This window comes from Pseudomonas sp. PA-1-6B (assembly GCF_021609545.1).
Lineage (GTDB): Bacteria > Pseudomonadota > Gammaproteobacteria > Pseudomonadales > Pseudomonadaceae > Aquipseudomonas > Aquipseudomonas fluorescens_BV.
In genome coordinates this window covers 1-26,564 of record NZ_WJZM01000075.1, presented here as the reverse complement: position 1 = coordinate 26,564, position 26,564 = coordinate 1, and the positions used below count along the sequence as shown (strand labels likewise).

General features: G+C 61.0%; 25 protein-coding genes. 8 read left to right on the top strand and 17 right to left on the bottom strand.

The features are described from left to right. Nucleotides 1-137: 137 nt before the first annotated feature. From GIV35_RS24835 to GIV35_RS24785, 11 genes are all read right to left on the bottom strand, one after another. A complete protein-coding gene (locus GIV35_RS24835) occupies nucleotides 138-1,160 on the bottom strand; it encodes an ABC transporter permease (protein ID WP_003191668.1) in 1,023 nt (340 codons plus the stop codon). Nucleotides 1,161-1,186: 26 nt separating this feature from the next. After that, entirely contained in the window at nucleotides 1,187-2,740 is a 1,554-nt protein-coding gene (locus GIV35_RS24830; RefSeq protein WP_236265449.1) for a sugar ABC transporter ATP-binding protein, read from the bottom strand. A 63-nt stretch (nucleotides 2,741-2,803) separates the two neighbouring features. Next, a complete protein-coding gene (locus tag GIV35_RS24825; protein WP_005787737.1) occupies nucleotides 2,804-3,739 on the bottom strand; it encodes a sugar ABC transporter substrate-binding protein in 936 nt (311 codons plus the stop codon). A gap of 49 nt (nucleotides 3,740-3,788) precedes the next feature. Then, nucleotides 3,789-3,965, bottom strand: coding sequence for a hypothetical protein (locus GIV35_RS24820; RefSeq protein ID WP_003191673.1), 177 nt, complete (start codon nucleotides 3,963-3,965; stop codon nucleotides 3,789-3,791). 108 nt (nucleotides 3,966-4,073) lie between these two features. Then, nucleotides 4,074-5,120: a Gfo/Idh/MocA family protein gene (locus GIV35_RS24815; protein ID WP_236265451.1), complete on the bottom strand. Its 1,047-nt coding sequence runs from the start codon at nucleotides 5,118-5,120 to the stop codon at nucleotides 4,074-4,076. A gap of 150 nt (nucleotides 5,121-5,270) precedes the next feature. Further along, the gene (locus GIV35_RS24810; protein WP_200649131.1) at nucleotides 5,271-6,281 is read right to left on the bottom strand and encodes a Gfo/Idh/MocA family protein; all 1,011 of its coding nucleotides are present in this window, start codon (nucleotides 6,279-6,281) and stop codon (nucleotides 5,271-5,273) included. A 19-nt stretch (nucleotides 6,282-6,300) separates the two neighbouring features. Beyond that, the gene (gene iolD / locus GIV35_RS24805; protein ID WP_236265453.1) at nucleotides 6,301-8,232 is read right to left on the bottom strand and encodes a 3D-(3,5/4)-trihydroxycyclohexane-1,2-dione acylhydrolase (decyclizing); all 1,932 of its coding nucleotides are present in this window, start codon (nucleotides 8,230-8,232) and stop codon (nucleotides 6,301-6,303) included. A gap of 146 nt (nucleotides 8,233-8,378) precedes the next feature. Continuing rightward, nucleotides 8,379-9,200, bottom strand: a complete 822-nt coding sequence (locus GIV35_RS24800) for a TIM barrel protein (protein ID WP_223024016.1) — start codon at nucleotides 9,198-9,200, stop codon at nucleotides 8,379-8,381. Between the two features lie 26 nt (nucleotides 9,201-9,226). Beyond that, nucleotides 9,227-10,015, bottom strand: a complete 789-nt coding sequence (gene iolB / locus GIV35_RS24795; RefSeq protein ID WP_057977494.1) for a 5-deoxy-glucuronate isomerase — start codon at nucleotides 10,013-10,015, stop codon at nucleotides 9,227-9,229. Nucleotides 10,016-10,018: 3 nt separating this feature from the next. Next, a complete protein-coding gene (gene iolE / locus GIV35_RS24790) occupies nucleotides 10,019-10,906 on the bottom strand; it encodes a myo-inosose-2 dehydratase (protein WP_202691629.1) in 888 nt (295 codons plus the stop codon). 148 nt (nucleotides 10,907-11,054) lie between these two features. After that, nucleotides 11,055-12,992, bottom strand: coding sequence for a bifunctional 5-dehydro-2-deoxygluconokinase/5-dehydro-2-deoxyphosphogluconate aldolase (locus GIV35_RS24785; protein WP_236265455.1), 1,938 nt, complete (start codon nucleotides 12,990-12,992; stop codon nucleotides 11,055-11,057). Nucleotides 12,993-13,276: 284 nt separating this feature from the next. On the opposite strand from GIV35_RS24785, the gene GIV35_RS24780 reads away from it, so the two are divergent. Next, complete coding sequence (locus GIV35_RS24780) at nucleotides 13,277-14,185, top strand: MurR/RpiR family transcriptional regulator (protein WP_105226669.1); 909 nt, start codon at nucleotides 13,277-13,279, stop codon at nucleotides 14,183-14,185. Nucleotides 14,186-14,384: 199 nt separating this feature from the next. Here the strand turns inward: GIV35_RS24780 and GIV35_RS24775 are convergent, their stop codons facing one another. After that, nucleotides 14,385-15,290 (bottom strand): hypothetical protein, encoded by a 906-nt coding sequence (locus GIV35_RS24775; protein ID WP_223024012.1) that lies wholly within the window; start codon nucleotides 15,288-15,290, stop codon nucleotides 14,385-14,387. A 412-nt stretch (nucleotides 15,291-15,702) separates the two neighbouring features. Between GIV35_RS24775 and GIV35_RS24770 the strand changes: the two genes are divergently transcribed. Beyond that, nucleotides 15,703-16,386 carry a response regulator transcription factor gene (locus GIV35_RS24770; RefSeq protein WP_003191687.1) on the top strand — a complete coding sequence of 228 codons (684 nt, stop codon included), beginning with the start codon at nucleotides 15,703-15,705 and terminating at the stop codon, nucleotides 16,384-16,386. Continuing rightward, on the top strand, nucleotides 16,364-17,755 hold the full coding sequence (locus GIV35_RS24765; protein ID WP_223024011.1) for a sensor histidine kinase: 1,392 nt from the start codon (nucleotides 16,364-16,366) through the stop codon (nucleotides 17,753-17,755). Before GIV35_RS24770 ends, GIV35_RS24765 begins: the two co-directional genes overlap by 23 nt. Nucleotides 17,756-17,762: 7 nt before the next feature. On the opposite strand, the gene GIV35_RS24760 is transcribed toward GIV35_RS24765, so the two are convergent. Next, complete coding sequence (locus tag GIV35_RS24760; protein WP_236265726.1) at nucleotides 17,763-19,364, bottom strand: L,D-transpeptidase family protein; 1,602 nt, start codon at nucleotides 19,362-19,364, stop codon at nucleotides 17,763-17,765. 39 nt (nucleotides 19,365-19,403) lie between these two features. On the opposite strand from GIV35_RS24760, the gene GIV35_RS24755 reads away from it, so the two are divergent. Next, on the top strand, nucleotides 19,404-20,132 hold the full coding sequence (locus GIV35_RS24755) for a murein L,D-transpeptidase catalytic domain family protein (protein WP_019817186.1): 729 nt from the start codon (nucleotides 19,404-19,406) through the stop codon (nucleotides 20,130-20,132). Nucleotides 20,133-20,162: 30 nt separating this feature from the next. Then, nucleotides 20,163-20,909 carry a creatininase family protein gene (locus GIV35_RS24750; protein ID WP_236265724.1) on the top strand — a complete coding sequence of 249 codons (747 nt, stop codon included), beginning with the start codon at nucleotides 20,163-20,165 and terminating at the stop codon, nucleotides 20,907-20,909. 68 nt (nucleotides 20,910-20,977) lie between these two features. Here the strand turns inward: GIV35_RS24750 and GIV35_RS24745 are convergent, their stop codons facing one another. Next, on the bottom strand, nucleotides 20,978-21,319 hold the full coding sequence (locus GIV35_RS24745) for a hypothetical protein (RefSeq protein ID WP_034125705.1): 342 nt from the start codon (nucleotides 21,317-21,319) through the stop codon (nucleotides 20,978-20,980). A 46-nt stretch (nucleotides 21,320-21,365) separates the two neighbouring features. Further along, nucleotides 21,366-22,010 (bottom strand): ATPase, encoded by a 645-nt coding sequence (locus GIV35_RS24740; RefSeq protein ID WP_236265722.1) that lies wholly within the window; start codon nucleotides 22,008-22,010, stop codon nucleotides 21,366-21,368. 138 nt (nucleotides 22,011-22,148) lie between these two features. On the opposite strand from GIV35_RS24740, the gene GIV35_RS24735 reads away from it, so the two are divergent. Next, complete coding sequence (locus GIV35_RS24735; RefSeq protein WP_200649427.1) at nucleotides 22,149-22,433, top strand: hypothetical protein; 285 nt, start codon at nucleotides 22,149-22,151, stop codon at nucleotides 22,431-22,433. Here GIV35_RS24735 and yfcF read toward each other — a convergent pair. Further along, the gene (gene yfcF, locus GIV35_RS24730; protein ID WP_105226662.1) at nucleotides 22,392-23,024 is read right to left on the bottom strand and encodes a glutathione transferase; all 633 of its coding nucleotides are present in this window, start codon (nucleotides 23,022-23,024) and stop codon (nucleotides 22,392-22,394) included. The genes GIV35_RS24735 and yfcF overlap by 42 nt on opposite strands. Before the next feature lie 146 nt (nucleotides 23,025-23,170). Here yfcF and GIV35_RS24725 point away from each other — a divergent pair, with 146 nt between their 5' ends. Next, complete coding sequence (locus GIV35_RS24725; RefSeq protein WP_236265879.1) at nucleotides 23,171-24,610, top strand: lipase family protein; 1,440 nt, start codon at nucleotides 23,171-23,173, stop codon at nucleotides 24,608-24,610. Here the strand turns inward: GIV35_RS24725 and GIV35_RS24720 are convergent. Continuing rightward, complete coding sequence (locus GIV35_RS24720; protein WP_105226660.1) at nucleotides 24,607-25,149, bottom strand: DUF924 family protein; 543 nt, start codon at nucleotides 25,147-25,149, stop codon at nucleotides 24,607-24,609. The genes GIV35_RS24725 and GIV35_RS24720 overlap by 4 nt on opposite strands. Nucleotides 25,150-25,220: 71 nt before the next feature. Here GIV35_RS24720 and GIV35_RS24715 point away from each other — a divergent pair, with 71 nt between their 5' ends. After that, nucleotides 25,221-26,375 carry a DUF1624 domain-containing protein gene (locus GIV35_RS24715; protein ID WP_236265878.1) on the top strand — a complete coding sequence of 385 codons (1,155 nt, stop codon included), beginning with the start codon at nucleotides 25,221-25,223 and terminating at the stop codon, nucleotides 26,373-26,375. Nucleotides 26,376-26,564 lie beyond the last annotated feature (189 nt).

Sequence of the window (26,564 nt, the reverse complement as noted above, 5' to 3'; positions counted from 1 at the left end):
CGGCTGACAAAGACTGATTGATCGTCGTATGCTTTTTCATGGGCTCGCCCTCGCTGTCGTTGGCTTCTATAAGAATGCCACCGTGGCGCATAGACGCCTCGGCTTGGGCGAGTCCATCTAATTACAGGGTTAGGTACTCAGCGCTTGAGCTTGCGCTTGTTGCGGTATTGGTCGATCACCACCGCCACCACAATGATCAGGCCCTTGATGATGTCCTGGATATACGCATCCACCCCGACAAAGGTAAACCCGCTGGCCATGACGCCGAGGATCAGCGCGCCGATCACCGTGCCGGTGATGCGCCCTACTCCACCGGCCAGGCTGGTACCGCCGATCACTGCGGCGGCAATCGCGTCCAGCTCGTAGGACATGCCCATGCCGGCCTGCCCCGTCGCTGCACGTGCCGAGGCCACCACGCCGGCCAGGCCCGCCAGGAGACCGGCGATGCTATAGACGATGATCAGGTGACGCTTGACGTTGATCCCCGAAGTGCGCGCCGCCTGCATATTGCCGCCGATGGCATAGGTGTACTTGCCATACTTGGTGTAACGCAGGGCAATGTGGAAGATCACCGCCACCACCAGGAAGATAATCACCGGCATCGCGCCATGGCCGATCGCTGTGTAGGAGTCCGAGAGCATGCTCACCGGCTGGCCTTCGGTGTAATAGCGCGCCAGGCCACGGGCCGAGACCATCATGCCCAGCGTTGCGATAAACGGCGGGATGCCAGTGACCGCGATGATGCTGCCGTTGATCGCCCCCGCTAAAAGCCCTACGCCCAAGCCCATCGCCACCGGGATCCACACCGGCAAGTCGGTGAGGGACGGAAACACCGCCCGGGAAAAGTCGGAGGTCTGCGCCAGGCTGGCGGCGATCATCGCTGACAAGGCCAGCACCGAGCCGGACGACAAATCGATGCCCGTGGTGATGATCACCTGGGTCACACCGATGGCCAGCAGGCCGATGATCGACACCTGCAGGATCATCAGCACCAGGCGCTGGGAGTTCATCAGAAAGCTCTGGTCGCGCACGATCCAGCCGAACAATTCAAACACCAGGCCGATGCCGATCAGCACCAGGAAGATACTCAGCTCGGTGGGCATGCGTCGACGGTTCTTGACCGGTGCGGTTGCCGGCTTGTTGTCTGTTATTGCGTTCATAACCCATCACCTTCTTATTCTGTAGATCAGTGGACTGCGGTCATCCCGGAAGCCAACTGCATGACTTTTTCCTGGGTCGCCTCGGCGCGATCCAGGGTGCCCATCAGTTCACCTTCGTGCATCACCATCACCCGGTCGCTCATGCCGAGCACTTCGGGCAGTTCGGAGGAAATCATGATCACCGCCATGCCTTCGCTGGCGAGGAAGGCGATCAAGCGGTAGATCTCGGCCTTGGCGCCCACATCGATACCACGCGTCGGCTCATCCAGGATCAGCAAGCGAGGGTTGGTCATCAGCCAGCGCGCCAGCAAGGCCTTTTGCTGATTACCGCCGGATAAGGTGTCGATGCATTGCTCCAGGGACGGGGTTTTAACCCGCAGCTTCTTGCACATGTCTTCACACAGGGCACGCAAGGCTTTCTGCTGGATAAAACCGTTGCCCGAATAGTGCGGCAACACCGCCATCTCCATGTTCTCCAGCACCGACAGGCACGGGAACAGGCCGCTGAGCTTGCGGTCCTCGGTCAACAGCGCAAAGCCTTTCTCAATGGCCATATGCGGGTCGGTAATGCGCACCGCCTTGCCGTCCAGGGTGATTTGCCCGCTGGAACTTGGGGTGATACCGAAAATGGTTTCCGCCACGTTGGTGCGCCCGGAGCCCATCAGCCCGGCGATACCGAGGATCTCGCCTGCGTGCAGGTCGAACGATACATCCTTGAATACGCCGTCCAGGCTCAGGTCGCGCACCGACAGCAGCAGGTCACCAATAGGCGTTTCGCGCACCGGGAACAGCTGGCTCAATTCACGCCCGACCATCATCGAGATGAGGCTGTCGCTGTTCATGCTGTCGGCCCGTTGCAAGCCGATGTATTGGCCGTCGCGGAACACCGCCACCTCATCGGCGATGGCGAACACTTCGTTCATCTTGTGGGTGATATAGACAATACCTTTGCCCTGGGACTTAAGGTCGGCAATGATCGAAAACAGATGGGCCACTTCCTTGTCGGTAATGGCCGAGGTGGGTTCATCCATGATCAGGATGTCGGAGTCGTAGGACACTGCCTTGGCAATCTCGACCATCTGCCGTTCGGCAATGCTCAGGTTGCCGACCTGTTCTTCGGGGTCGAGGTTGATGCGCAGACGCGCCAGCAACTCGGCGGTGCAGCGGTGCATTTCGCGGTGGTTGACCATGTGCAGGCTGTTGAGCTGTTCGCGGCCTATCCAGATGTTCTCGGCGATGCTCATATGGGGCATCAGGTTGAGTTCCTGGTGGATCATCGCGATCCCGGCCTTTTGCGCGGCCAGCGGCGTTTCAAAGGTGATCGGCTTGCCACGCAGGCGAATCTCGCCGGCATCGGGCTGGTAGATGCCGGCGATGATTTTCATCAGCGTCGACTTGCCCGCACCGTTCTCGCCCATCAACGCCAGCACCGTGCCGGGGCGCACCCGCAGCTGCACATCGTCCAGGGCCACGACACCGGGAAAGACTTTGCTGATGTTGAGGATTTCCAGCAGGTAGGGTTCGTCCAGCGCCAGCGCCGGGTGGGCGGCGGGCTGAGACGTGGCGGCTTGAGCAAGCATAGGGAGGTACTCCATCTGCAGGGCGGCCGTGACCGCCCTGCCAGCTTTTGTTGTTATGTTGGGCTACTTAAAGTCTTTGACGTTGTCCGGAGTGATCAACTGGAACGGGATCACCACGTTCTGCTCAACCGGCTCCTTCTTGGCCATCTTGCGCGCTGCCTCCACGGAACCCACCGCCTGGCCCTTGGCGTCCTGGAAGGCCGAGGCGGCCATGTCACCCTTGGTGATCGCGTTCAAGCCATCGGGCGTGCCGTCGACACCGGCAATCAACACGCTGCCTTTTTCCTTGCCGGCCGATCTCAGGGCCATGGACGCCCCGATCGCCATCTCATCGTTGTTGGCCAGCACCGCATTGAAATCACGCCCTTGGGTCAGCCAGTCGTTGACCAGGGTCATGCCCCGGTCACGCAGCCATGCGCCGGTCTGCTCCTGCTCGATCTTGATGTCCGGGTACTTGGCCAGCACTTCCTTGACACCCTTGGTGCGGTTGGTGGTGGAGTTGTTCGCCAGGTCACCCAACAGAATAACGACCTTGCCCTTGCCGCCGAGTTTTTCGGCGATGTATTGCATTTGCAGGCGGCCAGCCTCGACGTCATCGGAGGTCACGGCCACCACGTCCTTGGGCAAGTCTTTCTGGTCCGGGCGGCGGTTGACGAACACCAGCGGAATACCCGCCTTGGTCGCAGCCGCAATGATGTTCTTGGTCGACGCGGTATCGACCGGGTTGACGATAATGGCGTCGACTTTCTGGCTGATAAAGTTCTCGACCTGGCTCAATTGCTTGACCACATCGGCCCGCGCATCTTCAAACTGCAATTGCACGCCATCGCCCTTGGGGTAGGACTTGGCTTGCTTGTCCATGTCCTCGCGCAGGTAGGTGAGGAAGGTGTCATCGAACGCGGACATCGTCACGCCCACCTTGAGATCGGCGGCGCCGGCAACGCCACTGGCCAGTAGCATGGACAGGGCCAGGGCGGTAAAACGGATAGGGGTCTTCATGAACGGTCTGTCTCCACTTTCTTGTTGGTTTTTTTTGACGTTGCGTTGATCAGGACTCGGCTGTCAGTCGCACCACCGGCGCGCCTGGAATGCAGCACACCAGCGCGCCCTGGTTTTCGACGCACAGCACATTCAGGAAGGAGAAGTAGAACGGCCGGGCGCGGGGCAGTCCGCGTGGCGCTTGGAGGGGGCGTAAAACTCGCAGTACAGCGTTGAAGATTTTCATCTGACGGTACCTGGTTGTTTTTGATCTTGTTTTTGTTGAGTCGCCCGTAGGTTCCGGGACGTACTTTATGCAACCTGGAAAAGACTGTATTAGAAAATAATTTCCATATCAACCTGTTTTAGAATTTAATTCTATTTTCGTCGAAACCACCTGCTGGCGCTCGGCACTCAGGCGCGCGGCGTCCAATATACGGGTGGTTTCCAGGACGTCATAGGCATTGACCGGCAGCGCCCCCTGCCCCACCACGGCAGCTAGCAACTGCCGATAGAATTGGGGCCAGCAGCCCTTCTCCGACGGCACCCGCTCACGCTCCGGCCCTTGCTCAAACCAGCCCCAGCGTCGATGCTCCTCAGCGCCCCAGTGTTCACCTTCGGTTTTCGGTGACTTACCGGCCAGCAGCGCTTCTTCCTGGCCATCCAATCCGTCGACGGTGTAACAGCCCAGGCTGCCACTGACGCGAAATCGCGGTGCCTGGCTGTTCTGCAACGCGTTGCCCCACAGGTGCGAAATCACGCCATTGGCATGGGTGAGGGAGACAAAGAAGCCGTGATCCACCGTGGGATGTTCTGGCGTGTAGTGCAATTGGGCGAACACCCGCTCCACCGGGCCGAACAGTTGCAACGCCTGGTCCACCAGATGGCTGCCCAGGTCGCGCAGCCAGCCGCCACCACTGGCATTGCCCACGGCCTGCGGGCTGTAGCGCTCCACGCGGGATTCAAAGCGGGTGATGGTGCCCAGGGCGCCGGCGTCGATCAGTTTGCGCAGGGTCAGGTAATCCGAATCCCAGCGCCGATTCTGGTAGACGCTGAGCAGCGAGCCCTGGCGCTCGGCAGCGGTAATCAGGGCCTGGGCTTGTTCGGCGTTGGCGGCAAAGGGTTTATCGCTGACCACCGCCACCCCGTGCTCGATGGCTTCCAGCACCAGGGCCGGGCGACCTTTGAGGGTGGTGGAAATCACCAGGGCATCGACGCCGGCTTCGACGATCTGGCCGATGGAGTCGAAGGCTTTGACACCCGGAAGGTCAGTACTCAGTTGCTGGCGACGTTCGGGTGAACGCGTCACCACGCCGACAAAGGTGGCGCCAGGCAGGGTGGCGATCAACGGCGCATGAAAAAAGCGTCCGCCGTGGCCGTAGCCCACTAGTCCGATTCGCATGCTCAACTCCAGAATTGATTTGGAAACCCAATCAACTGTGGGAGCTGGCTTGCCTGCGATAGCAGTGAGTCAGGCAATCAATCTGTCACTGATAGACCGCTATCGCAGGCAAGCCAGCTCCCACAGTGTCAACCACTTTTCTGCAGTGAGTTAGCCGTAGAAGCGCGGGCGATCCGGCAGGCTGACTTTCACAATCTGCCCATTGCCCTGGGCTTCAATACACGCATCCGCCGCCACCGCCGCGGCAAACCCATCCCAGGCCGACGGCCCGCCAACCTGCCCGGCCAGCACGCTGTCGATAAACGCCTGCAACTCCACGTCATAGGCACCGATAAACCTATCCTTCCAATCCATCAGGATCGCGTTGGACAGCTTCGCGTCGCTGCGCAGTTGCACCTGAGATGGCTCCGGCAACCTGGCGATACCGCTCTCCCCCACCACTTCACACTGGATGTCGTAGCCGTATTGGCAGTTCACAAACACTTCCACGTCGATACGCGTGCCTTTGGCAGTTTCCAGCAGCACGATCTGCGGGTCGCGCAGGTGCGCCAGCGCCTTGCTGGTCTTGCGCGGGAACACCACCTGCACGGACACGTAGTCGTCATTGAGCAGCCAACGCAGCACGTCCAACTCATGGATCAGGGTGTCGGTGATCGCCATGCCGGTGTTGTAGTTCTCGCCCACCGTGGGGTTACGGTGCGCGCAGTGCAGCATTAACGGCTCACCGATCTGGCCGCTGTCGATCACCGCCTTGAGGGCACGATAGCCTTGGTCGTACGGGCGCATGAAACCCACCTGGACCAGGCGCTTACCGTGTGCCACTTCGGCCTCGACAATGTTGCGACAGCCCTCGGCCGTCACCGCCAGGGGTTTTTCACAGAACACCGGTTTGCCGGCGGCAATCGCGGCCAGCACAAATTCTTCGTGGCTCGGCCCCCAGGACGTCACCAGTACCGCTTCGACCTCTGGCGCGTTGATCAATGCATGGCCGTCCGGGTATACCTCGGCGTCCAGCTTCAAGTCCGCCACCACCTGGGCCGCCTGCTCAAGGTTGATGTCGGTGACGGCCACCACCTGGCTGTTGAGCAAGGCCTGGCTGCAACGACGAATATGGTCCCGGCCAATGGCGCCCGTACCAATCACTCCAAGTTTCAAAGACATGCAAACACTCCTCTTGTTATTAGTACTGCCGGGCCTTGGCCAGGTGTTCATTGAGTTTTTTGGCCGCTGCATTCGTACGTTCACTGGTGGACACTTGCGCCACACCCACACGCCACCACGACAGGTAGCCGTGGACCATGGTCTTGGGCAGCACCTTGATATCGATCAGCGTGGAGACGCTTTGCGTGCGGGCATCGGCCAACGCCGCTTCCAGCTGTTCCAGCGTGCTGACCTTGTAGGTCTTGCAACCGTAGGCCGCTGCGCTCATGGCGAAGTCCACCGGCACCAGGCCACCGTCGAGCTTGCCGCTCTCGGGGTTGCGGTAGCGGAACTCGGTGCCGAAGCTGTCCATGCCATTGCCAATCTGCAGGTTGTTGATGCAACCGAACGCCATGTTGTCCAACAGCACCACGTTGATCTTGCGGCGCTCCTGGATCGAAGTGGCCAGCTCCGAGTGCAGCATCATGTAGGAGCCATCGCCGACCAGGGCGTAGACCTCCTTGCTCGGCTCGGCCAGCTTCACGCCCAGGGCGGCATTGATCTCGTAGCCCATGCATGAATAGCCATACTCGACGTGGTAGGTGTTGACGCCCTTGCTGCGCCAGGCACGCTGCAAATCACCGGGCAGGCTGCCGGCGGCGGCCACGATGATTGCGTCATCGGCCAGGCGAGCATTGAGCACGCCAAGCACAGCGCTCTGGGTCAGGCACGAACCGGTCAGCTCGATGAATTCCCGCAGCACGGCACGGTCCAGGTGGTCGTCGACTTCGGGGACAAACTCATCGCCCTGGTAGTGCACCTGATGCACGCGGTCGACTTCGGCGTCGAGTTGCGCCTTGGCGTCGGCGATCTGCTCGCCCCAGCCCGAACGGTAATCGCCCAGAGCATCTTCCAGTGCTTCAAGGGCGACTTTTGCATCGGCCAGCACTTGTACGCCGTCCAGCTTCAACGCATCGCAGGGGCTGATATTGAGGTTGAGAAACTTCACCTCGGGGTGCTTGAACAGCGATTTTGACGAGGTGGTGAAGTCGGTATAACGGGTGCCGATGCCAATAATCAGGTCGGCCTCAGGCGCCAGCAGGTTAGCCGCCAGGCAGCCGGTTTCGCCGATGCCGCCGACGTTCAGCGGATGGCTGGACACCACGGCACTCTTGCCCGCCTGGGTCTCGGCGAACGGAATATCGAAACGCTCGGCAAAGACTTGCAGGGCCTGGTTGGCGCCGGAGTATTTGACCCCGCCGCCGCAAATGATCAGCGGCTTGCGCTTGCCGCGAAACGCCGCCAGCGCGTCGCCGATCATGGCGCTGGTGGCCGGGCGTCGGTCGATGCGGTGCACGCGTTTTTGCAGAAAATAGTCGGGGTAGTCCCAGGCTTCGGCTTGTACATCCTGGGGCAAGGCCAGGGTCACCGCGCCGGTTTCAGCCGGGTCGGTCAGCACGCGCATGGCATGGATCGCCGCGGTCATCAGTTGCTCGGGGCGGTTGATGCGGTCCCAGTATTTGCTCACTGAGCGGAAGGCGTCGTTGGTGCTGATGCTCAGGTCGTGGAACTGTTCGATCTGCTGCAACACCGGGTCGGGCTGGCGGCTGGCATAGACATCGCCGGGCAGCAACAGCAACGGGATGCGGTTGGCGGTGGCGGTGGCTGCGGCGGTGAGCATATTCGCCGCGCCCGGCCCGACCGAGGCCGTACACGCATAAATCTTGCGGCGCAGGTGCTGCTTGGCGAACCCGATGGCGGCGTGGGCCATGCCTTGCTCATTGCGGCCCTGATGCACCACCAGGTCGCCGCTGTCCTGCTCCAGGGCCTGGCCAAGGCCCAACACATTGCCATGCCCGAAAATAGTGAACACCCCGGCGACAAACTTGCTCTGTACGCCGTCGACTTCGATGTACTGGTTATCCAGGAACTTCACCAGGGCCTGGGCCATGGTCAATCTTGTTGTGGTCATCACTTGCACCTATGAATGCAATTGGAATGTTCAACACCGATCCACGGTGGGAGCTGGCTTGCCTGCGATAGCGGTCTATCAGTTGCACAGGTATTGCCTGACACACCGCTATCGCAGGCAAGCCAGCTCACACATTTTTGATCGCGTTATGGCAAGGGCTTTTGCAAATACGCCATGCTGCTGCCCAACGCCTGCCGGATATCCGCCAACCCGTGCACGCTTTCGGCAAACGGTTCGAACGACAAATAGCCGCTGTAGCCGGTGCTCAGCAAGGTGTCGATCTGCGCCGCGTTCCCGAGGATATCGTCCTCGCCCACCAGCACGCGGTGGCCGTCGCGGATCGAGTCCAGCGGCGCCTCGCGGTCTTCCACCCCGGAGATGTGCACCAGCCCGGTCAGTTCCGGGAAGAACTCATGCTCGCCGGCCAGGTGATGGTGAAAGGTGTCGTGCACCACACGAAACACATCCAGGCCACCGATGGCCTTGATTGCATCCACTGCCACGCGCTTGCGGCGCAGGGCGGATACGGTGAAGCCCAGGGGCTCGATGAAACCCAGAATCCCATACTCGCGCAGGATCAACGCCAGCTCGCTCAACGCCGTGCGCAAACCAGCCGCGCGCTGCGCGTCGTTGCGCGTATCGCCAGGCTGATTGAACGGGCACATCACCAACCCCTGGGCCCCGCACTCACGAGCGTAGGTGGCCAGTTCGATTGCCTGGGCACGGCGTTCGTCGTTCCACACATCAAAGGGGTACAGCGCGTTGATCGACAGCACCTTGATGCCCTGCGCTGCACACAACTCACGCACGCGGCTGGCGGGTGTGCCGTATTCGATTTCACGGTTCTTGAGGTCGTTGCGGATCTCAATGGCCTCGCAGTTGAGAGCCGCCGCCAACTGGATGAAATCCGGCAGGGACAGGTTGGGGGCGACCATGCGGTTAAGGGCAAAACGTAGCGGCGACTTCATTGTTTTTGTTCTCCGTCCAACACCGTTTACAGGTCCAGCAGCCAGCTGTGCTGCGGGTCGTTATGAAAATGCCATGCACGCTTGGGGCCGGCCATCACGTTCAGGTAATAAGACTCGTAGCCGTACGGCACGCTGACCGGGTGATAGCCCTTGGGCACCACCACCAGGTCACTGTTTTCCACGGCCATGGCCTGGTCGATGCTGCGATCGTCGGTGTACACGCGCTGGAACACGAAGCCCTGAGGCGGGTTGACCTGGTGGTAGTAGGTCTCTTCCAGAAAGCTCTGGTGCGGCAGGTCGTCGGTGTCGTGCTTGTGCGGTGGGTAGCTGGAGGAATGCCCCGACGGCGTGCGCACTTCCACCACCAGCAGCGAATGGGCCGGCTCGCTGTCGGGCAGGATGTCGCACACGTAGCGAGTGTTGGCGCCTTTGCCGCGCACACTGCGCTTGCACTGCTCGGGGCGGATCAAGCGCGGGGCAAAACCCGTAGCACCCGGCGCTGCGCAGACGGCAATCTGCACATCGCTCAGGGCCGTGACTCGGGCGCCAGTGCCCGGCGGCAAATAGGCGGCGAACGGTGACTTGTCTTCGAACACCGACTGGCGATCACCCAGGTTCTGCCAATTGAAGCCTTCACCTTCGATATTCACCCGACCGCTGAGCAGCACCAGGCACAGTTCCTGATCGCCCGCACTGACCGGCAGGGTTTCGCCCAGGCTCAGGCGGTAGGCGGCAAAGCCTACGTACTCCAGGCGACCCGCCTCCAGGGCAACCATGGTTTGCCCGCGTTTGCTGCTTTTGACCAACAAGCTCATCACTCAAGTCCTCTGGTTGAGAAGCGCACGCAGGGTGTCGTAACCCTTCTTCGCGTAGATATAGCTGGGCGCCACGGCCGGGTCCTGCTCGGCTTCCACCACCAGCCAGCCCTTGTAGTTCGCCGCGAGCAACACATCCAGCAACGGTGCGAAGTCGATATCACCATCGCCAGGCACGGTAAAAGTGCCGTTGACGATGCAGTCCGGGAAGCTCCACATCTGGTTACGCGCCAGTTGCACCACGGGTTTGCGTACATCCTTGAAATGCACATGGCAGACGCGGTCGATATGCTTGCGCAGCACCTCAATGGGTTCGCCGCCGCCCATGTAGCAGTGGCCCGAATCGAACAGCAAGCCGACTTCCGGGCCCGTGCGTTTCATCAACTGGTCGATGTCCTCGGGGGATTCGACGTACGCGCCCATATGATGGTGATAGGCCAGGCGCACGCCCTGGGACAAGGTGAAGCGCGCCAGCTCGGTAAGCTTGTCGGCGTAAGCCTGCCAGGCCTGTTCACTGTGAAAACGCGGACGCTCGATCAGGCGGATGCGCGAGCCCTGGATCGAGTCGGCGACTTCACCGTACACCAGTACGTTGGCACCGTTTTGTTTGAGCAGTTCGACATGGCCGGCAATGGCCTCGATCTCCTCAGCCACCGAACGGCGGGCCAGACGGCTGGAGTACCAACCGGACACCAGCGCCAGGTCATAAGGACGCAGCACGTCAGCGACGCCCTTGGCATCCTTGGGGAATTTGCCGTTGAGCTCAAAACCTTCGTAGCCGATGTCCTTGCCTTCACTCAGGGCCGTGCTCAGCGGGGTCTCACCGCCGAGGGCCGGGAGGTCGTCGTTGCTCCAGGAGATCGGGTTGATGCCAATTCGGATTGCGGGCATGGCTGCACCTTTTGTTTTTATCTTCAGAATTCACTGGGATCTGCTTTGTGTGGGAGCTGGCTTGCCTGCGATAGCAGTGTGTCAGGCAGTACATTTGCAACTGACAGGTTGCTATCGCAGGCAAGCCAGCTCCCACATTTGATCGTATTTACCGTCGGGCGCTGAGCCAGGCATTGATGAGCTGTTCGAAGGTCGCCTGCACCTGCTGGATCAGCGTTTCATCATCAATCTCCCCCGCCATCCACGCCCGGCTCGGCTCGTGGAAGATCGTGCGGCCCACGGCAAACCCACGGCAGGTGCTGCTCTGGCTGGCTTGCTTGAAGCCATCGGCGAGAAACTCGGGGGAAGCATTCAGGCCCAGCAACACCACGCCACGGCAGTAGGGGTCGCGTTCCTGGATCAGTTCGTCGAGCTTTTTCCAGTCTGCGGCCGACTGGGTTTCGATCTTCCACCAGGCCGGGTAAATGCCCAGGTTGTACAGGCGCTTGAGGCTGCGGTAGAGCACGTCCGGGTAGGTGGACGGGTGATCCTTAGGCGGGATGACTTCCAGCAGCAGTTCGTGGCCACTGACCAACGACGCCTCGTACACCGCCTTGAGTTGCGCTTCCTGTTCAAGGCGCAGCATCGGCTCGTCATCGGGGTGAAACTGCACCAGGCACTTGATGATCTGTTCCTGGGGCCAGGCAATCAGGTTGCTGCCGATCGAACGCCCGTGCTCGAACGCCAGGGGCCGCGAGTTCTGCACTTCCACCGGGCGAGCGATCCACCAGCCGCGACCGCTGGCGGCGTTGAGTGCATCCTGGCCGAAGCGTTGGTCGGCGAGCAGGCCCACATCCGCCTCGACGCCCTGCTCGCTGAGTTTTCGCTCGACGCGTTCGATGGCCTGGATAAACAACTGCTTGATGTCGCTGATACGCTCAGGGGCCTGGCCACCTTTTTGCGCCAGCTCCACCAATTGCCAGCGGTGGTCGAAGGCAAAGATGAACAGTTGCTTCCAGGCTTTGCGCGGCACCGTGACACGGTGCAGGCGTTGCAGGGTCACGTCCTGGTCCGGCCGGGTGATGGGCACGGGGCTGTTGAACAGGTAATCGAGTTCGGCGGGGGTCGGCATCGCTGGCGCACAGGCGTGGCGCGATACCACCAGGCCGCCACAGGCATTGGCCAACTGGCTGCAACGCTCATCGCTGGCGTCATTGATCCAGCCGCTGAGAAAGCCCGACATAAAAGCATCGCCTGCGCCCAACACGTTGAGCACTTCAACCCGCACGCCAGGATAGATGGCCCCGTCTTCCAGGCGCGCCGGAATTGCGCCGTGAATCACCGTGCAGCCCTGAGGGCCGAGCTTGACCACCAAAGTGGCCGGGGTCAGTTCACGCACGGTGCGCAGGGCGGTGAGCAGGTCTTCACTGCCGCCGGCAATCAGGAACTCCTCCTCGGTGCCGACGATCAGGTCGAAACGCGGCAGGATCTTCTGCACATGCTGGCTCACATTCTGGTCGGCGACGAAACGGGTTTCGCCATCCGCCTTGCCCGCCAGGCCCCACAATACGGGGCGATAATCGATGTCCAGCACGCGCTTGACGTTGTGCTTGGCCGCATAATCCAGGGCCTGCAGACTGGCCTTGTACACGCCGTCGGTGGAAAAATGCGTACCGGTGATCAATAGCGCTTTGCTGGAGGCAATAAAGGCTTCGCTGATGTCTTCGGCGCGCAGGGCCATGTCGGCGCAGTTTTCGCGGTAGAACACCAGGGGGAAGGTTTCGCGGTCCTTGAGGCCCAGCAACACCAGGGCGGTGAGGCGCTCCGGGTCGACCTTGATGCCGCTGACATCACAGCCTTCGCGGGCCAGGGATTCCACCAGGAAACGGCCCATGTGGTCATCACCCACCCGGCTCAGCATCGCCGACTTGAGCCCAAGCCTGGCCGTGCCGAAAGCGATATTGGCGGAAGAACCGCCCAGATACTTGGCGAAGCTGGTCACATCCTCAAGCCGCGCACCGACTTGCTGCGCATAAAGATCGACGCCCAGGCGCCCGAGGCAAATCAGATCCAATTGACGCCCACTGGCAAAACGAGTCTGGCCCATGCTGGCTCCTGTTATTTTTATCAGCCTGCGTTGTGCCGCCGTGGCGACGGCAAACGCTCTTGGTGGGAGCAGACTAGAACGTCCGCTGGTAGCAATCAATATTTATTCCATAATTATTTTTAGTGGAATATTTTTTCCAATACCTCAGGATAGTGGCACGCCAGCGCCCATGCATCGTTTCAGCAGGCCACGCGGGCCGTGATGCCGGGGTATTTTTTTGCGCCTACCCTGTAGACTTGCGCCACCTATCAGCGCATCAGACGAACACGCCAGAAGGATTGCCCATGTCCCGCACCGATCCCGAGACTCCCCTGGAAGAAACTATCGCCAGCCCTCCGATCAATGCCGAACGCCTGTTGCAGCTGATCACCGACGAATACGAGAGCCTGCCGCGCCAGCTCAAGCGTATCGCCAGCTACATGAGCCAGCAGAGCGACCGGATCATGGTCGATCGGATCAGCGACATCGCCCGGGAATGCGAAGTGCACCCTTCGGCCATCGTGCGGTTTTCCCAGCGCTTCGGCTTCAGTGGGTTCAGTGAGATGCAGGCGCTGTTTCGCGAGGCGTATACGCACAAGACCACGCCGGTGCAGAACTACCAGCAGCGCATCCGCAGCATGATCGCCAACAAGTCCCAGAAGGCCAGCGGCGGCGACCTGGCGCGCGAGTGCGTCAACGCCACCCTGTCGGGCATCGAACGCTTGGGGCTGGAGTTGGACGACGCTGCCTTCGAGAAAGCCGTGGACCTGGTGGTCAATGCCGACAACATCTACGTGGTCGGCGTGCGCCGCTCCTTTGCGGTGGCCGACTACCTGGTCTACAACCTGCAGCACACCAACAAGCGCATCCACCTGATCTCGGGGCTAGGCGGCAGTTATCGCGAGCAGATGCGCAGCGTGCGCGCCAATGACCTGGTGATAGCCATCAGCTTCACGCCCTACGGCAAAGAGACCCAGCACTGCCTGCGCATCGCGCAGCATCACCAGGCCAAGACCCTGATCATCACCGACAGCAACCTGTCGCCCCTGGCCAAGCGGGCGAATGCGGTGCTGTTGGTCAATGAAGGTTCCTCGTTTGCTTTCCGCTCGCTGAGCGCCACGCTGTGCCTGTGCCAGGCGTTGTTTATTGCGGTGGCGTATCGGTTGGAACTCAAGGTGGATGAGATTCACGAACAGGTTGGGTTCGACGACTGACCCGCCACCTGTAGGCGCGAGCTTGCTCGCGAAAAACGCAAGAACGCCGCGGCCATTTTGAATGAACGCGGCGCCCAGCAGTTCTTCGCGAGCAAGCTCGCTCCTACAATTAGTGCATGAAAATTGCGATCAGGATGATCACCGGAATCGGCACGCCGAGGAACCACAGCAGTAATGAGCGCATCATGTTCTCCTTGAATTAACGAACGTAGTTTTCGGTTTCGACGTACACCACGGCATCTCGGCGGCGGCCGCCGAAGGTGGCGGCGAAGCTGGCGAAGAACGCACCAATGAGCAGGGCCACGAAGGTCCACAGCGAGGTGTAGGCCGCTACTTTCGCAGCGGTGTCAGCGGCTTGCTTGGCTTTGAGCTTGGCGTCTTCAACAGCCTTGCGCGCGTCGCCATAGACCTTGTCGATACGGGCTTCGGCATCGGCCTGGCTAAGGTTGGTGCGTTGGCTGATCACTTGGGCCAGGTAGGCGCGATCTTCCGCTGCCAGTTGGCCGTCGTTGCTCAACGTACGCGTCAGGATACGACCGACCACGGCGTGGGCTGCATCATCGCTGACCGCCGCTGGGCGATCATCGCGAAACAGGCTGTCGACGTAGTAACCGAAGTCACCACTGTCGGCACCCTTTACAGAGCTGCCCGCAGCTTGGGTGAGGCCGCTGGCGGCGCCCGATGCCACGCTGGCGCCAGCTTTCACGCCGCCGCTGACCACACTGCTGACCGAGCCGACCACCAGCATCGCCGTGATCAATGTGGCCACTGCCCACGCCAGGAAGCCATGGGCGGTGTCGCGAAAGTACACCTCGTCCCCGTGCATATTGGCCCACTTCACCCGCAAACGACCGGCGATGTAACCGCCCAGGCCCGACGCAACGATCTGGGTGAACGCCAGCCAGACAATTGTGGAAATGCCAAGGCCCTTGGCGCTGATACCGCTGTCAGCCCAAGGCGACACCGCCGAAAAGCCCAGGCCGAAGCCCAGCAATACCAAGATCAATGACAATGCAGCCGCCGCAGCGGCACCGGCGAAAATCGCCCCCCAGGAAACCCCGGAGAGCGTGCTTGACTCTTGCAGCGTGGATGAGGATGTGATCATTGTTGTTTTGCTCCAGGCACGAAAAATGATGTTACAAGTCTCAAAACGGACAGTGCAGGCAACGTGCCAGTCGAAACAAAAAATAAAACTCTTTAATTTCAATAACTTAATTAAATTGAACTTAACAAGATCATGCAGATTGCAATAAAAAGCTGCTCCAAGCGGGCGATCTGCATTCCCCGACTTGACGAGCCCTCCAGTGGGAGCGGGCTTGCTCGCGAATGCGGTGTACCAGTCCCTGAATCTTCAACTGAACCACCGCGATCGCAGGCAAGCCAGCTCCCACACTGTTCTGTGTCGAATGTGGAAGTTGGTGTCGTTTTCAGAAAGATGAAGTTTTATTTAGGAAACATTCAGCAACTTCTTGGCAAAATGTCGCCACTTCTAGTGTGAACGCTCACCAGGTAATCCTATGACCCGCATTTTGACCATCGAGGATGACGCCGTAACGGCCCGCGAGATTGTCGCCGAGCTGAGTAGCCATGGACTGGACGTAGATTGGGTGGACAACGGCCGCGAGGGCCTGGTCCGTGCCGTGAGTGGGGATTACGACCTGATCACCCTCGACCGCATGCTGCCCGAGCTGGATGGCCTGGCCATCGTCACCACGTTGCGCACTATTGGGGTGTCTACGCCGATCCTGATGATCAGCGCCCTCTCCGATGTCGACGAGCGCGTGCGCGGCCTGCGTGCCGGCGGCGATGACTACCTGACCAAGCCGTTCGCCTCGGATGAAATGGCCGCCCGTGTCGAGGTGCTGCTGCGGCGTAAAAGCACGGTCCAGGAATTCGAAACCGCCCTGCGCGTGGCCGACCTGGAACTGAACCTGATCAGCCGCGAAGCCAGCCGGGCCGACCAGCCGCTGACCCTGCTGCCCACTGAATACAAACTGCTTGAATTCCTGATGCGCAACACCGGGCAGATCCTGTCGCGGATGATGATTTTCGAGGAAGTCTGGGGCTATCACTTCGACCCCGGCACCAACCTGATCGACGTGCACATCGGCCGTCTGCGCAAGAAAATCGACCCACCGGGCCTCACGCCGCTGATCCGCACGGTACGAGGCTCGGGCTATGTCATTGCTGAACCCCTCTAAAGGCTGGCGCTCTTCCAGCAGCCGCTTGCTGGCGCTGTACAGTTCGTTGTTCGTGGCGTGGAGTTGCATCCTCATGGGGGTGCTGTACTACGAGGTCTCAGGCTACCTCAGCGACTTGTCGCGCCATTCCCTGTTGCAGCGCCAGCATCTTTTCCAGCGTTTCGACGGCGAAGAACTGGTGGAAGCGCTGACCACCAGCATGACCTTCGACATGAAGGGTGTTGACGCCTATGGCCTGTTCGATGAGCAATTTCGCCCCTTGAGCGGGCCGATCCGCGCCGTACCACCCGACCTGCCGCTGGATGGCAAGATTTACGCCCTGACCAATTGCGTGCAATCCGATGACCCCAAACTGCCCAAGGACAGCTGCGACGCCGTGGCCACCCACACCGAAGACGGCCGCTGGCTGGTGTTGGTACGCGCCAACGGCTCGTTGTTCGGGGTAACGCGGATTATCTGGCACGCCCTGCTGTGGGCGCTGTCCTTGACCATCATTCCTGGCGCTGCCGGCTGGCACCTGCTGCGCCGCCGCCCGTTGCGGCGCATTCGCGGGATCCAGGCCAGCGCCGAGGCCATCGTCGCCGGCGACCTCACGCACCGGTTGCCGCTGTCCAACCGGCGCGACGAGCTGGACATGCTCGCCGCCATCGTCAATGCCATGCTCGACCGCATCGAAAAACTGATGAACGAGGTCAAGGGCGTGTGCGACAACATTGCCCACGACCTGCGCACCCCGCTCACCCGCTTGCGCGCCCAGCTTTACCGCATCAAGCAACAAGCCGAGGAAGACTCGGCCCACGCGGTAAAGCTCGATGACGCCATCGCCGAAACCGACACACTGATGGCGCGTTTTCGCGGGCTGCTGCGCATCTCGGAACTGGAAGACCACCAGCGTCGCTCAGGCTTCCTGGTGCTGGACCCGCTGCCGTTGCTGCGCGAACTGCATGATTTCTACCTGCCCCTGGCCGAAGAAGGCGAACTGGAGTTGGTGCTGCAGGCGCCTGATTCACTGCCGTGGGTTACCGGTGACCGTGCGCTGTTGTTTGAAGCCCTGGCCAACCTGCTGAGTAACTCGATCAAGTTCACCCCGCCCAAGGGCAAGGTGATCCTGCGGGCAGTCAACGACCTTGGGAGTACGCGCATCGAAGTGCTCGACTCCGGGCCAGGCATTCCGGCTGCCGAGCGCGCGTCGGTGTTCCAGCGTTTCTATCGGGTCGATGAGAGTGATCAGCAAGGCGGCTTTGGGCTGGGCCTGTCGATTGTGGCGGCGATCATCAACTTGCATGGCTTCAAGCTGGAGGTCGGCACCAGTGAGTTGGGCGGCGCCCGCCTGGTGCTGGAATGCCGCCAGCAACTGATGCCGGAATAAGCGTGCCCTAGAGCACGCTGCCCATGGCCTTGATCAACACCGGGTCACGCGCATAAATATCCGGCGCGTACACCAACTCGCCCTGACGATCCACTTCTACCGTCCAATACCCCAACAGCACCGGTACCGGCGTGGCGAGCCTGAATTCATGAGTTTCGCCGGTCGCCAGCAGCTCATCGGTGCGGGTACGTTCGGCGGGCGTTACCAGCAGATCGCGCAATAACAACGGTTGCTCGACCCGCACGCATCCCGAACTGAACGCCCGTGGGCCCTTGGTGAACAAGGGCTGGCTGGGGGTGTCATGCAGGTACACCGAATACGGATTGGGAAAGCGCATCACAATCTTGCCCAGCGGGTTACGCGGGCCGGCCTGCTGGCGCAGCAGGATATTGCCGGGGCGTGCCCAGTCGACTTGGTCGGGGGTCAATGGGTGACCTTCGGCGTCGAGCACTTGCAGGTTTTGCTGGCGCAGGTATTCAGGGTTGAGGCGGATGGCGGGCAGTTTGTCCTCGCGCATGATGGTCGGCGGGATGGTCCAGGTGGGGTTGAGGGTCAGCCGAGTGATGCGCGACTTGAGCAGTGGTGTCTGGCGTTCCGCACGGCCTACTTGCAGGCGGGTTTGCCACACCGGGATGCCGCTCTGATACACGCTCAGTTGTGCGGCGGCCACATTGACCACGACACCTTCAGGCTCCAGGTCCTGGGCCAGCCAGCGGAAGCGTTCCAGGTTGATGCGCAGCTGTTCACGACGCACCGCCGGGCTGATATTGAGTTCGGCCACGGTGCCGGCGCCGACCACGCCGTCGGCCTGCAACGAGTGGCTGAGCTGGAACGCTTTCACCGCTTTGACCAGTTCGCCCTGGTATTGCTTGCCGTTGCCGCTGGGCAACTGGGCCAGGTAGCCACCGCTGTGCAGGCGCCGCGCCAGTTCCGGCACGCGGGGGTCGTTCATCCCCGGGCGCAACAACGCGCCCTCGGCGACCGGGTCCCAATGGGGCAGCGGTTGCTGGCGCACGCCGGCGTAGGCATTGCGCAGGCTGCGATACAAATCGGCGCTGGGCCGCGCCTGATCGAAGGCTTGGGCCATGTCTTGCAGGCCGGTGGCGGCGAACGCCAGTACCTCGGCATTAGGATCGCCGCTGGGCGGCTGTGAATGCCATAGAGGCTCAAAACGCGATTGCTGCAGGCGCCCGTAATGCAAATCTTGCAGGGCTTGCAGGTACTGCTGGCTGTTGGCGATATCGCTGCACAGCACGTTGGCCGTGGCATCCGCCGCAGGCAAGCTATAGTGGATGGGGTCCAGGCCATCGTCGGCCAGCATCAGCAACTGGCTGTGCAAGGCTTGCCGGCGTTCGTCAGCCGACCACAGCGGGGCATCGCCCTGCTGCTGATAAAAGGCTCGCAGGCGCACCAACGCGGCGGCATCGATACGCCGCGCAAGGTGCGGGCAGACACTGGTCAACTGCGCCAACGCCTGTTGCAGTGGCGCCAGCGCGACCGGTGCAGGGGTGGTGACGGGCAATGGCTCCACCGGCAGCGTTTCGGCTGTAGCGACCAATGGTGCAACGAGCAGGCAAATGCTCAAGTAACATGCGTGTTTTTTGAACAATTGACTTAGCTCCACTCCACAGCGGGGACTCGACTGTAGATGTTGACTTTTATACGCCTGCTCAGGCTAACCAGCCTGGGCTTGATCACTGGGTGCCTGGCTTTATTGAGCAATGTTGCGCTCGCCGCCAATGGCACCTCTCCTTCCCTGTATAGCAGCCTGGCGCGCTCGGCTCCAGAACTCAATCCCACCGTACTGAAAAGCGCCCTGAGCGCCGTGCAGTGCGCGGTCAATAACGGCGAGGAACGTTCCGATCGCCTAGCGGTTATTGACTACTCCCAGCCCTCGACCGCCCGTCGCCTGTGGATCTTCGACCTGCGCAAAAAGACCCTGGTCTTGCGCGACCTGGTGGCCCACGGTGCCAAGTCCGGGGAAAACTTCGCTACCCAGTTCTCAAATCTCGAGGGCAGCCACCAGTCGAGCCTGGGGTTGTTCCGCACCCAGGAAAGCTACCTGGGCGCCCATGGCTACTCGCTGCGCATGGACGGTCTGGAACCCGGCTTCAATGACCAGGCCCGCGACCGCGCCATCGTGATTCATGCCGCCGACTACGTCAGCCCCTTGTGGAGCAAGCGCGAAGGCCGTATCGGCCGCAGCCAGGGTTGCCCGGCCGTGCGCCCGCAAGTTGCCCGTCAAGTGGTGGACAAGCTCAAGGACGGGCAGTTCATGTTTTCGTGGTACCCCGACCAGCGCTGGCTGAAGTCATCGACCTACCTCAATTGCAAACCCCAACAGGTGGCGAGTAGTCGTACAATCCGTGGCGGATAGCCTGTCCCCATAGATAAAAGAGAGCGTCGCATGCTTCTACACACCTCCACCTGGATCGAAATCGGGCAGTTCCTGGAACGCAGCCGCACGGTGGTGATTCCCATCGGTTCCAACGAGCAACATGGCCCCACCGGCCTGCTGGGCACTGACTGGATGTGCCCGGAGATCATCGCCCACCACGCCCAGAAGCACGCCGATATCCTGGTCGGCCCGACCTTCAATATCGGCATGGCCCAACACCACCTGGGCTTTCCCGGCACCATCTCCCTGCGCCCTTCCACCTTTATCGCCGCAATTGGCGACTGGGTGCGCTCGTTGGCCGGGCATGGTTTCGAAAAGATCCTGTTCCTGAACGGCCACGGCGGCAACATCGCCACGATTGAAGCGGCGTTCTCCGAGCTGTACGCCGAAGCCAGCTTCGCCCGCCGCCCGGCCGGGTTCGCGCTGAAGCTGGTGAACTGGTGGGACCTGGAAGGCGTCACTGACCTGGCCCAGCGTCAATTCCCGGTCGGGCATGGCAGCCACGCCACGCCGTCGGAAATTGCCGTGACGCAGTGGGCGTATCCGGACGCGATCAAGTCTGCCGAGTACTCACCACAAATCGCCAACACCGGCCCGATCCGCGAGGCCCTGGACTTCCGTGCGCGCTTCCCTGACGGCCGCATGGGCTCGGACCCAGCGTTGGCTACTGTGGAGAAAGGCGGTGAGTTGGTGGCGTTGGCGGCGCAGGGATTGATCAAGACTGTCGACAGCTTCAGCAACGAAGCCAAACCCTGATCCAAATGGGGCCAATACCCTGTAGGACGTTGCCCCCGCCCACATTTGCATTTGCGTTGTGCCTGGTTTTATCTGCAATCCTGTGCGGCCTGCTCCAGCCGCGATGGCTTGATCGCCGAAGCCAGCGGCTTGCGCTCGTACAGGAAGACCTTGGTGCCGTCCTGGGACTTGTAGGCCTCCAGCACATCATCGGCGGCAATCTTGCTGGTCAACAGCACCTTGGCGTGGCGCGAGTTCTGGGTGACGGTCGAGGTGATGCCGTGCTTTTCCAGCTTGGGCAATACGCATTGCACATAGCCGTCGGGGGTCTTGTTGGTTTGCAGGGTCAGTGATGGGGCATTGGGCGCCGTGATACAGCCGGTCAGCAATAACGAAGCACAAGCCAGGGCCGGGGCGAAGAAAGAGCGCATAAACATTCCTGAAAATAACCAAATAGGGTTCACAACCATTCGCGGGTCAACCTGCGCGAACCAGGGCCTTGAGCGACGCATCGAACTGCTTCAGGGCATCTTGCTGTACATCGCGTTGTTGCTCGATCAGTGCAGCAATCTCCGGCGCCGCCTTGTCGTGCACCCACACTGACGGCACGTGCTTGTCCATCGAGCCTTCGGCCTTGGCGATAAACTGCAGGTTCGCGTCGTAGAAGCGTGCGACAAAGCGTGCTTCGACCCGGTCATTACGCTGGGTCAGCAATTGGTTATGGGTATCGAGCACCACAACCACATCCGGGTGCGCCTGCACCAGGGCATCCAGGCTGCTATAGACCGTCACCGAGAGAAAAGTGCCCTGCAACGAGTGCATCAACCAGTCGATCGCCAGTTCCGGGTCGGAGCTGTTGACGAACGCCTCGCGAATTCGCCCATCCAGGGCATCCTTGGCGCCGTTCAGCGCCATGGCGTGGTAGCGTTCAAGGTAGCTGAGGTTGTCGCGGGTGTTTTCACTGAACAACACCCCCACCGACTGGGCACGCTGCAGGGAGTCTACGCTACCCACCAGTGGCAGCAAATGGCCTGTACGCACTTCATCGGCCATCGCCGGGGTGGTCATGACCGCGGTGCCCAGCATCAGGGCCATCAAAGCCAACTGGATAATCGTCCTCATCGCGCATTTTCCTTGGGCTGCGTCTCGATGTGCAGATTCTGCGCGTTTGGCGAAAAAACAGAACTTGTGATCCTTGATGGTGACTATCATTTGAACCGATAGTGTCAGGCCGCCCATAAAATCTATAAGGACCCCGCCATGAAGCCCTACCAGAAAATCTTCGATCGTATCCGCGAGGCAGTCCTGCCAGAGTTTCGCGAGCGAGTCGCCGACTACCTGGTCGAGTACGAAACCGTGCTGCTGGACCCACACGCCGACGCTGCAAAAGGCAGCGCCAGCGCTGAGCAACTGCGCGGCTACTTGCGCGGTTTGAACACCATGCGTGTTCTGGGCATGGCCGATTGGGAAGACCTCGACCGGCGCGTTGCCCAGCAGGCAGAGCTAGAGCGCGGGCCGTCGCAGCTCGACCCACTCGCGCACTGACGGCCGCTGCCACTGGCGTTGCGCGTAGGCCACCAGTTGCGCTGGCACCGGGTCGCCATTGAGGATCAGGCGATTGAGCATCACCGCCAGGTCCACATCGGCAATCGACCACTGCCCGCACAGGTACTCACGGTTATCCGCCAGCAAGGCTTGCGCCGCGCTGATCAACTTGGTCGCGGCGGCTTGAGCCTCTGCTGACAACGGCGGCCTCTTCTGCCCGCAGAACACCACCAGCGTCGAGCGCTCCTGGCGAATCGGCAGCAAGTCGCTGCGCAACCACGCTTGAACCTGTCGCGCCCTCGCCCGCTGCTGCACATCCGCCGGGTACACGCTGCTCTCGGGGTAGGCCTGGTCCAGGTACTCGGTGATGGCCGAAGACTCCGACAGCGCAAAATCACCGTCCAGCAGGGTCGGCACTCGCTGGGTCAGGGAGCGTCGGGCGTAATCTGCCGCCTGGTTCTGCCCGGCATCGAGGTCCAGGGTGAGGGTCTCGAACGTCAGGCCTTTTTCGCGCAAGGCGACAAACACCGACATGGCATAGGGGCTGGTGAACAGCGAATCAACGTAGAGGTGCAGCGGGCCTTGGCTCATGGGCAATCTCCTGGTGTGAGCCATCACGCTACGAGATCCGGGCCGATAAAGACAATGCAGGGTTTTTATGGGGGCATTCCTGGCGGGAATAGCGCGGCTAGTGGCAATATTATGGCTACCGCTGATTTTCAAGGAAGGAACAGCACATGAAACAAGCAGTTGTGGTTATCCACGGCATCGGCGAACAGCGCCCAATGGACACCTTGCGCGGCTTTGTCGAAGCGATGATCCCCGCGGACACCCCCGATGGCACACCTCTGTACTGGAGCAAGCCGGATCGGCTGTCGCGCAACTTCGACCTGCGCGTACTGAAGTCCTCGGGCCGCACCTCGACGGATTTCTATGAGTACTACTGGGCCCACAAGATGCAGGGTACCAAGCTCGGCCATCTGCTGGGCTGGCTGTGGGATATCTTCAAGCGCCCGCGTCGCGACATTCCCGAGGCCATCGTACCGATCTGGCGCAGCACGCGCTGGACGGTGCTGGTGTTATTGCTGCTGGTTGCCAGCGGTACATTGGCCACGGCCTGGGGCCAATTGCCCCCCAGCGACAACCCTTTCGCCTTGATCCCCCTGCTGCTCGCGGCCATGGGACTGGGGCTGCGCTATTCGGCTCTGGCGTACCTGGGAGACGCCGCACGCTACCTCAGCCCCAACCCGCAGAATGTGATGGTGCGCGAGCAGATCCGTGCTGATGGTGTAGGCCTGCTGCGTGCCCTGCATAACCAGGGTGACTACGAGCGCATCATCGTCGTGGGTCACAGCCTGGGCAGCGTGATTGCCTATGACATCGTCGGCTACCTCTGGCATGAGTACCACGACCAACTGACCCAACTGATCCCCAGCAACCGTGAGCTGGCGGCCCGTTATGCCAACCGCGAACCGCTGCAATCGGTGGTCAAGGATGCCCTGCCCGCCGCCGGCGCCTTGCTGGACGGCAGCCTAAGCAGCCTGTTGAATTTTCGTCAGCAACAGGCCGAGGCGTTTGTCGAACAACGCGGCCTGGGCAACCTGTGGCGCATCACCGACCTGGTCACGGTCGGCAGCCCGATGGCTCACGCCAGCCTGTTGCTGGGCCGCAGCGTCAGTGACTTCAAACAGCGCATGGAACGTCGCGAAGCCCCGGCCTGCCCGCCGACCGAAGACACCCAAGGCTACGGCTACAACGCCCGCCAACCGCTGATGCTCGGCCAAAAGCCCTTCACCCCGCACTACCTGCACCACGCCGCAGCCTTTGCCGTCACGCGCTGGACCAACCTGTACTTCCCTGCCCCCTTCGGCCTGTTCGGCGATATCGTCGGCGGCCCGGTCAAGCCTGTGATGGGCGGCGGCGTGCTGGACTTGCCGGTGACCGTGGGCAACGGCAAAGGCTGGCTGGCCAAGTCCTGGCTCAGCCACACTCACTATTGGAGCGAACGCGGCGGTGCCCAGGGTTACCTCGACGCACTGGGCAAGGATGAACAGGCGATCACCCAAGGCCCGCGTCCTTCAGCCACTGAAGCGTTGCGTTGGGCGATAGACCTCAAGGGCGTGCGGCGGTCTCGCCGTGTCGCCACCCAGCAGAGCCTGGCGCCAGAACACGCCTAACCGGCGAAGCCACCGGCCTTGAGGAAGGCGAGTTCTTCATCGGTGCTCGCCCTGCCCAACACCCCATTACGATGGGGAAACCGCCCGAACCGCTCGATGATGTCGGCATGCTCCTTGGCCCAGTGGTAGGTGCTGGCATCCAACTGCTGGTTCAGGGCCAGGGAGCGTTGCTGGTCCTGCGGGTCTTCCGAATGTTCAAAAGGCAAATAGCAGAACGCGCGCAACTGAGGTTCAACCTGTTGATCCAATCCCGCGTCCACCATCTTTCGCGCATACAACCGCGCCAGCGGGTCGGTGGCGAACATATGCGCCGTGCCGCGAAAGGCGTTGCGCGGGTACTGATCCAGCAGGATCAATAACGCCAGCGCGCCATCCGCCGTGGTCAACCAATCTTCGAGTTCACGCCGTGCAGCCTGCATATGAGCCGCGTTGAATCTATCGCGAAAGTCCCTATCGAACCCCTCGTCCTTGGCGAACCAACGCTTGGGCCCCGCCTGTTTCCAGAACGCGATTACAGCTTCGGCCGAGTGTGGGGTCATGCTTGTCATCAGCGCCTCGCTTAATGTTATAGAATAACGTCAATATTTTGCCTGCGTGTGATCCTTAACTTATGACTGACGCTATGACTTTACGCAAACGCCTGCTGTCCATCGACGCCCTGCGCGGCCTGGTGATCCTGTTCATGTTGCTGGACCACGTGCGTGAAACCTTCTTGCTGCACCGCCAGGTCAGCGACCCCATGAGCATAGACAGCACCGAGCCTGCGTTGTTTTTCAGCCGCACCCTGGCCCACTTGTGCGCGCCGGTGTTTGTGCTGCTCACCGGATTGTCGGCTTGGCTGTACGGCCAGAAATATCAGGGTCGTCGCGACGTGTCGGCATTCTTGTTCAAGCGCGGGCTGTTCCTGGTGGTGCTGGAATTCACCCTGGTCAACTTCGCGTGGACCTTCCAACTGCCGCCCAGCGTGATCTACATGCAAGTGATCTGGGCCATCGGCATCAGCATGATCGCCCTCGCCGCGTTGGTCTGGCTACCGCGTGCCTGGCTGATCGGCTTGGCGCTGTTGATTATCGCCGGGCACAACCTGCTCGATGGGCTGCACTTCGCAGCGGGTTCGATGTTGCATGTGCCGTGGGCCATCCTGCATGAACGCACCTGGATTGAAGTCTCTGAAAACCTGCGCCTGCGCACCACCTACCCGGTGCTGCCATGGATCGGTGTGATTGCCCTGGGTTACGGCCTCGGGCCATGGTTTGCCAATGCCACGCTGCCGGCTGTGCGTCAGCGTTATTTACTGTTCGCGGGGGTGGGCACGTTGGTGGGCTTTGGGTTGTTGCGAGCGCTCAACGGCTATGGCGAGCAGCCTTGGCAGGCGTATGACAGCAGCGTGCTGACGCTGATGAGCTTTTTCAATATCACCAAGTACCCGCCTTCGCTGTTGTTCCTGGCGTTGACCCTGGGGATTGGCTTGCTGTTGCTGCTGGCGTTTGAACGCGCCGGGCATAAGCGCTGGATCGGTGTGCTGGCAGTGTTCGGCGCGGCGCCGATGTTCTTTTATCTGTTGCACCTCTATGTATTGAAAATACTCTATGTGGCTTGCGTTGCGTTGTTTGGCCTCAACCATGGCACTTACTTTGGCTTCGACGATATCGGTGCGGTGTGGTTGGCAGCGCTGCTGTTGCCGATTGCCCTGTACTTGCCCGTGCGTTGGTTCGCCGGCCTGAAAGCACGGCGGCGGGACCTGGCGTGGCTCAAATACCTCTGACCTGATGCAGGCAAATTGTGCGGGGCGGTGTGTCAGTCACTGAATGTTTAACTGGACTACCGCTATCGCAGCATAGGTATCTACATAACTCTGTTAGCTCAACGGTAACCACGATGCGAAGCGAGCCGCTCTTGATCTTGATCTGCTTTTGATCTTAGGCGCCCCGTTAAACCACGCTGGCCGGAATTC

What these genes read in the sequence shown, in the direction of transcription:
- GIV35_RS24835 (WP_003191668.1), bottom strand. Translation starts at nt 1,160, where the DNA reads ATGAACGCAATAACAGACAACAAGCCGGCAACCGCACCGGTCAAGAAC.
- GIV35_RS24830 (WP_236265449.1), bottom strand. Translation starts at nt 2,740, where the DNA reads ATGCTTGCTCAAGCCGCCACGTCTCAGCCCGCCGCCCACCCGGCGCTG.
- GIV35_RS24825 (WP_005787737.1), bottom strand. Translation starts at nt 3,739, where the DNA reads ATGAAGACCCCTATCCGTTTTACCGCCCTGGCCCTGTCCATGCTACTG.
- GIV35_RS24820 (WP_003191673.1), bottom strand. Translation starts at nt 3,965, where the DNA reads ATGAAAATCTTCAACGCTGTACTGCGAGTTTTACGCCCCCTCCAAGCG.
- GIV35_RS24815 (WP_236265451.1), bottom strand. Translation starts at nt 5,120, where the DNA reads ATGCGAATCGGACTAGTGGGCTACGGCCACGGCGGACGCTTTTTTCAT.
- GIV35_RS24810 (WP_200649131.1), bottom strand. Translation starts at nt 6,281, where the DNA reads ATGTCTTTGAAACTTGGAGTGATTGGTACGGGCGCCATTGGCCGGGAC.
- iolD (WP_236265453.1), bottom strand. Translation starts at nt 8,232, where the DNA reads ATGACCACAACAAGATTGACCATGGCCCAGGCCCTGGTGAAGTTCCTG.
- GIV35_RS24800 (WP_223024016.1), bottom strand. Translation starts at nt 9,200, where the DNA reads ATGAAGTCGCCGCTACGTTTTGCCCTTAACCGCATGGTCGCCCCCAAC.
- iolB (WP_057977494.1), bottom strand. Translation starts at nt 10,015, where the DNA reads ATGAGCTTGTTGGTCAAAAGCAGCAAACGCGGGCAAACCATGGTTGCC.
- iolE (WP_202691629.1), bottom strand. Translation starts at nt 10,906, where the DNA reads ATGCCCGCAATCCGAATTGGCATCAACCCGATCTCCTGGAGCAACGAC.
- GIV35_RS24785 (WP_236265455.1), bottom strand. Translation starts at nt 12,992, where the DNA reads ATGGGCCAGACTCGTTTTGCCAGTGGGCGTCAATTGGATCTGATTTGC.
- GIV35_RS24780 (WP_105226669.1), top strand. Translation starts at nt 13,277, where the DNA reads ATGTCCCGCACCGATCCCGAGACTCCCCTGGAAGAAACTATCGCCAGC.
- GIV35_RS24775 (WP_223024012.1), bottom strand. Translation starts at nt 15,290, where the DNA reads ATGATCACATCCTCATCCACGCTGCAAGAGTCAAGCACGCTCTCCGGG.
- GIV35_RS24770 (WP_003191687.1), top strand. Translation starts at nt 15,703, where the DNA reads ATGACCCGCATTTTGACCATCGAGGATGACGCCGTAACGGCCCGCGAG.
- GIV35_RS24765 (WP_223024011.1), top strand. Translation starts at nt 16,364, where the DNA reads ATGTCATTGCTGAACCCCTCTAAAGGCTGGCGCTCTTCCAGCAGCCGC.
- GIV35_RS24755 (WP_019817186.1), top strand. Translation starts at nt 19,404, where the DNA reads ATGTTGACTTTTATACGCCTGCTCAGGCTAACCAGCCTGGGCTTGATC.
- GIV35_RS24750 (WP_236265724.1), top strand. Translation starts at nt 20,163, where the DNA reads ATGCTTCTACACACCTCCACCTGGATCGAAATCGGGCAGTTCCTGGAA.
- GIV35_RS24745 (WP_034125705.1), bottom strand. Translation starts at nt 21,319, where the DNA reads ATGCGCTCTTTCTTCGCCCCGGCCCTGGCTTGTGCTTCGTTATTGCTG.
- GIV35_RS24740 (WP_236265722.1), bottom strand. Translation starts at nt 22,010, where the DNA reads ATGAGGACGATTATCCAGTTGGCTTTGATGGCCCTGATGCTGGGCACC.
- GIV35_RS24735 (WP_200649427.1), top strand. Translation starts at nt 22,149, where the DNA reads ATGAAGCCCTACCAGAAAATCTTCGATCGTATCCGCGAGGCAGTCCTG.
- yfcF (WP_105226662.1), bottom strand. Translation starts at nt 23,024, where the DNA reads ATGAGCCAAGGCCCGCTGCACCTCTACGTTGATTCGCTGTTCACCAGC.
- GIV35_RS24725 (WP_236265879.1), top strand. Translation starts at nt 23,171, where the DNA reads ATGAAACAAGCAGTTGTGGTTATCCACGGCATCGGCGAACAGCGCCCA.
- GIV35_RS24720 (WP_105226660.1), bottom strand. Translation starts at nt 25,149, where the DNA reads ATGACCCCACACTCGGCCGAAGCTGTAATCGCGTTCTGGAAACAGGCG.
- GIV35_RS24715 (WP_236265878.1), top strand. Translation starts at nt 25,221, where the DNA reads ATGACTGACGCTATGACTTTACGCAAACGCCTGCTGTCCATCGACGCC.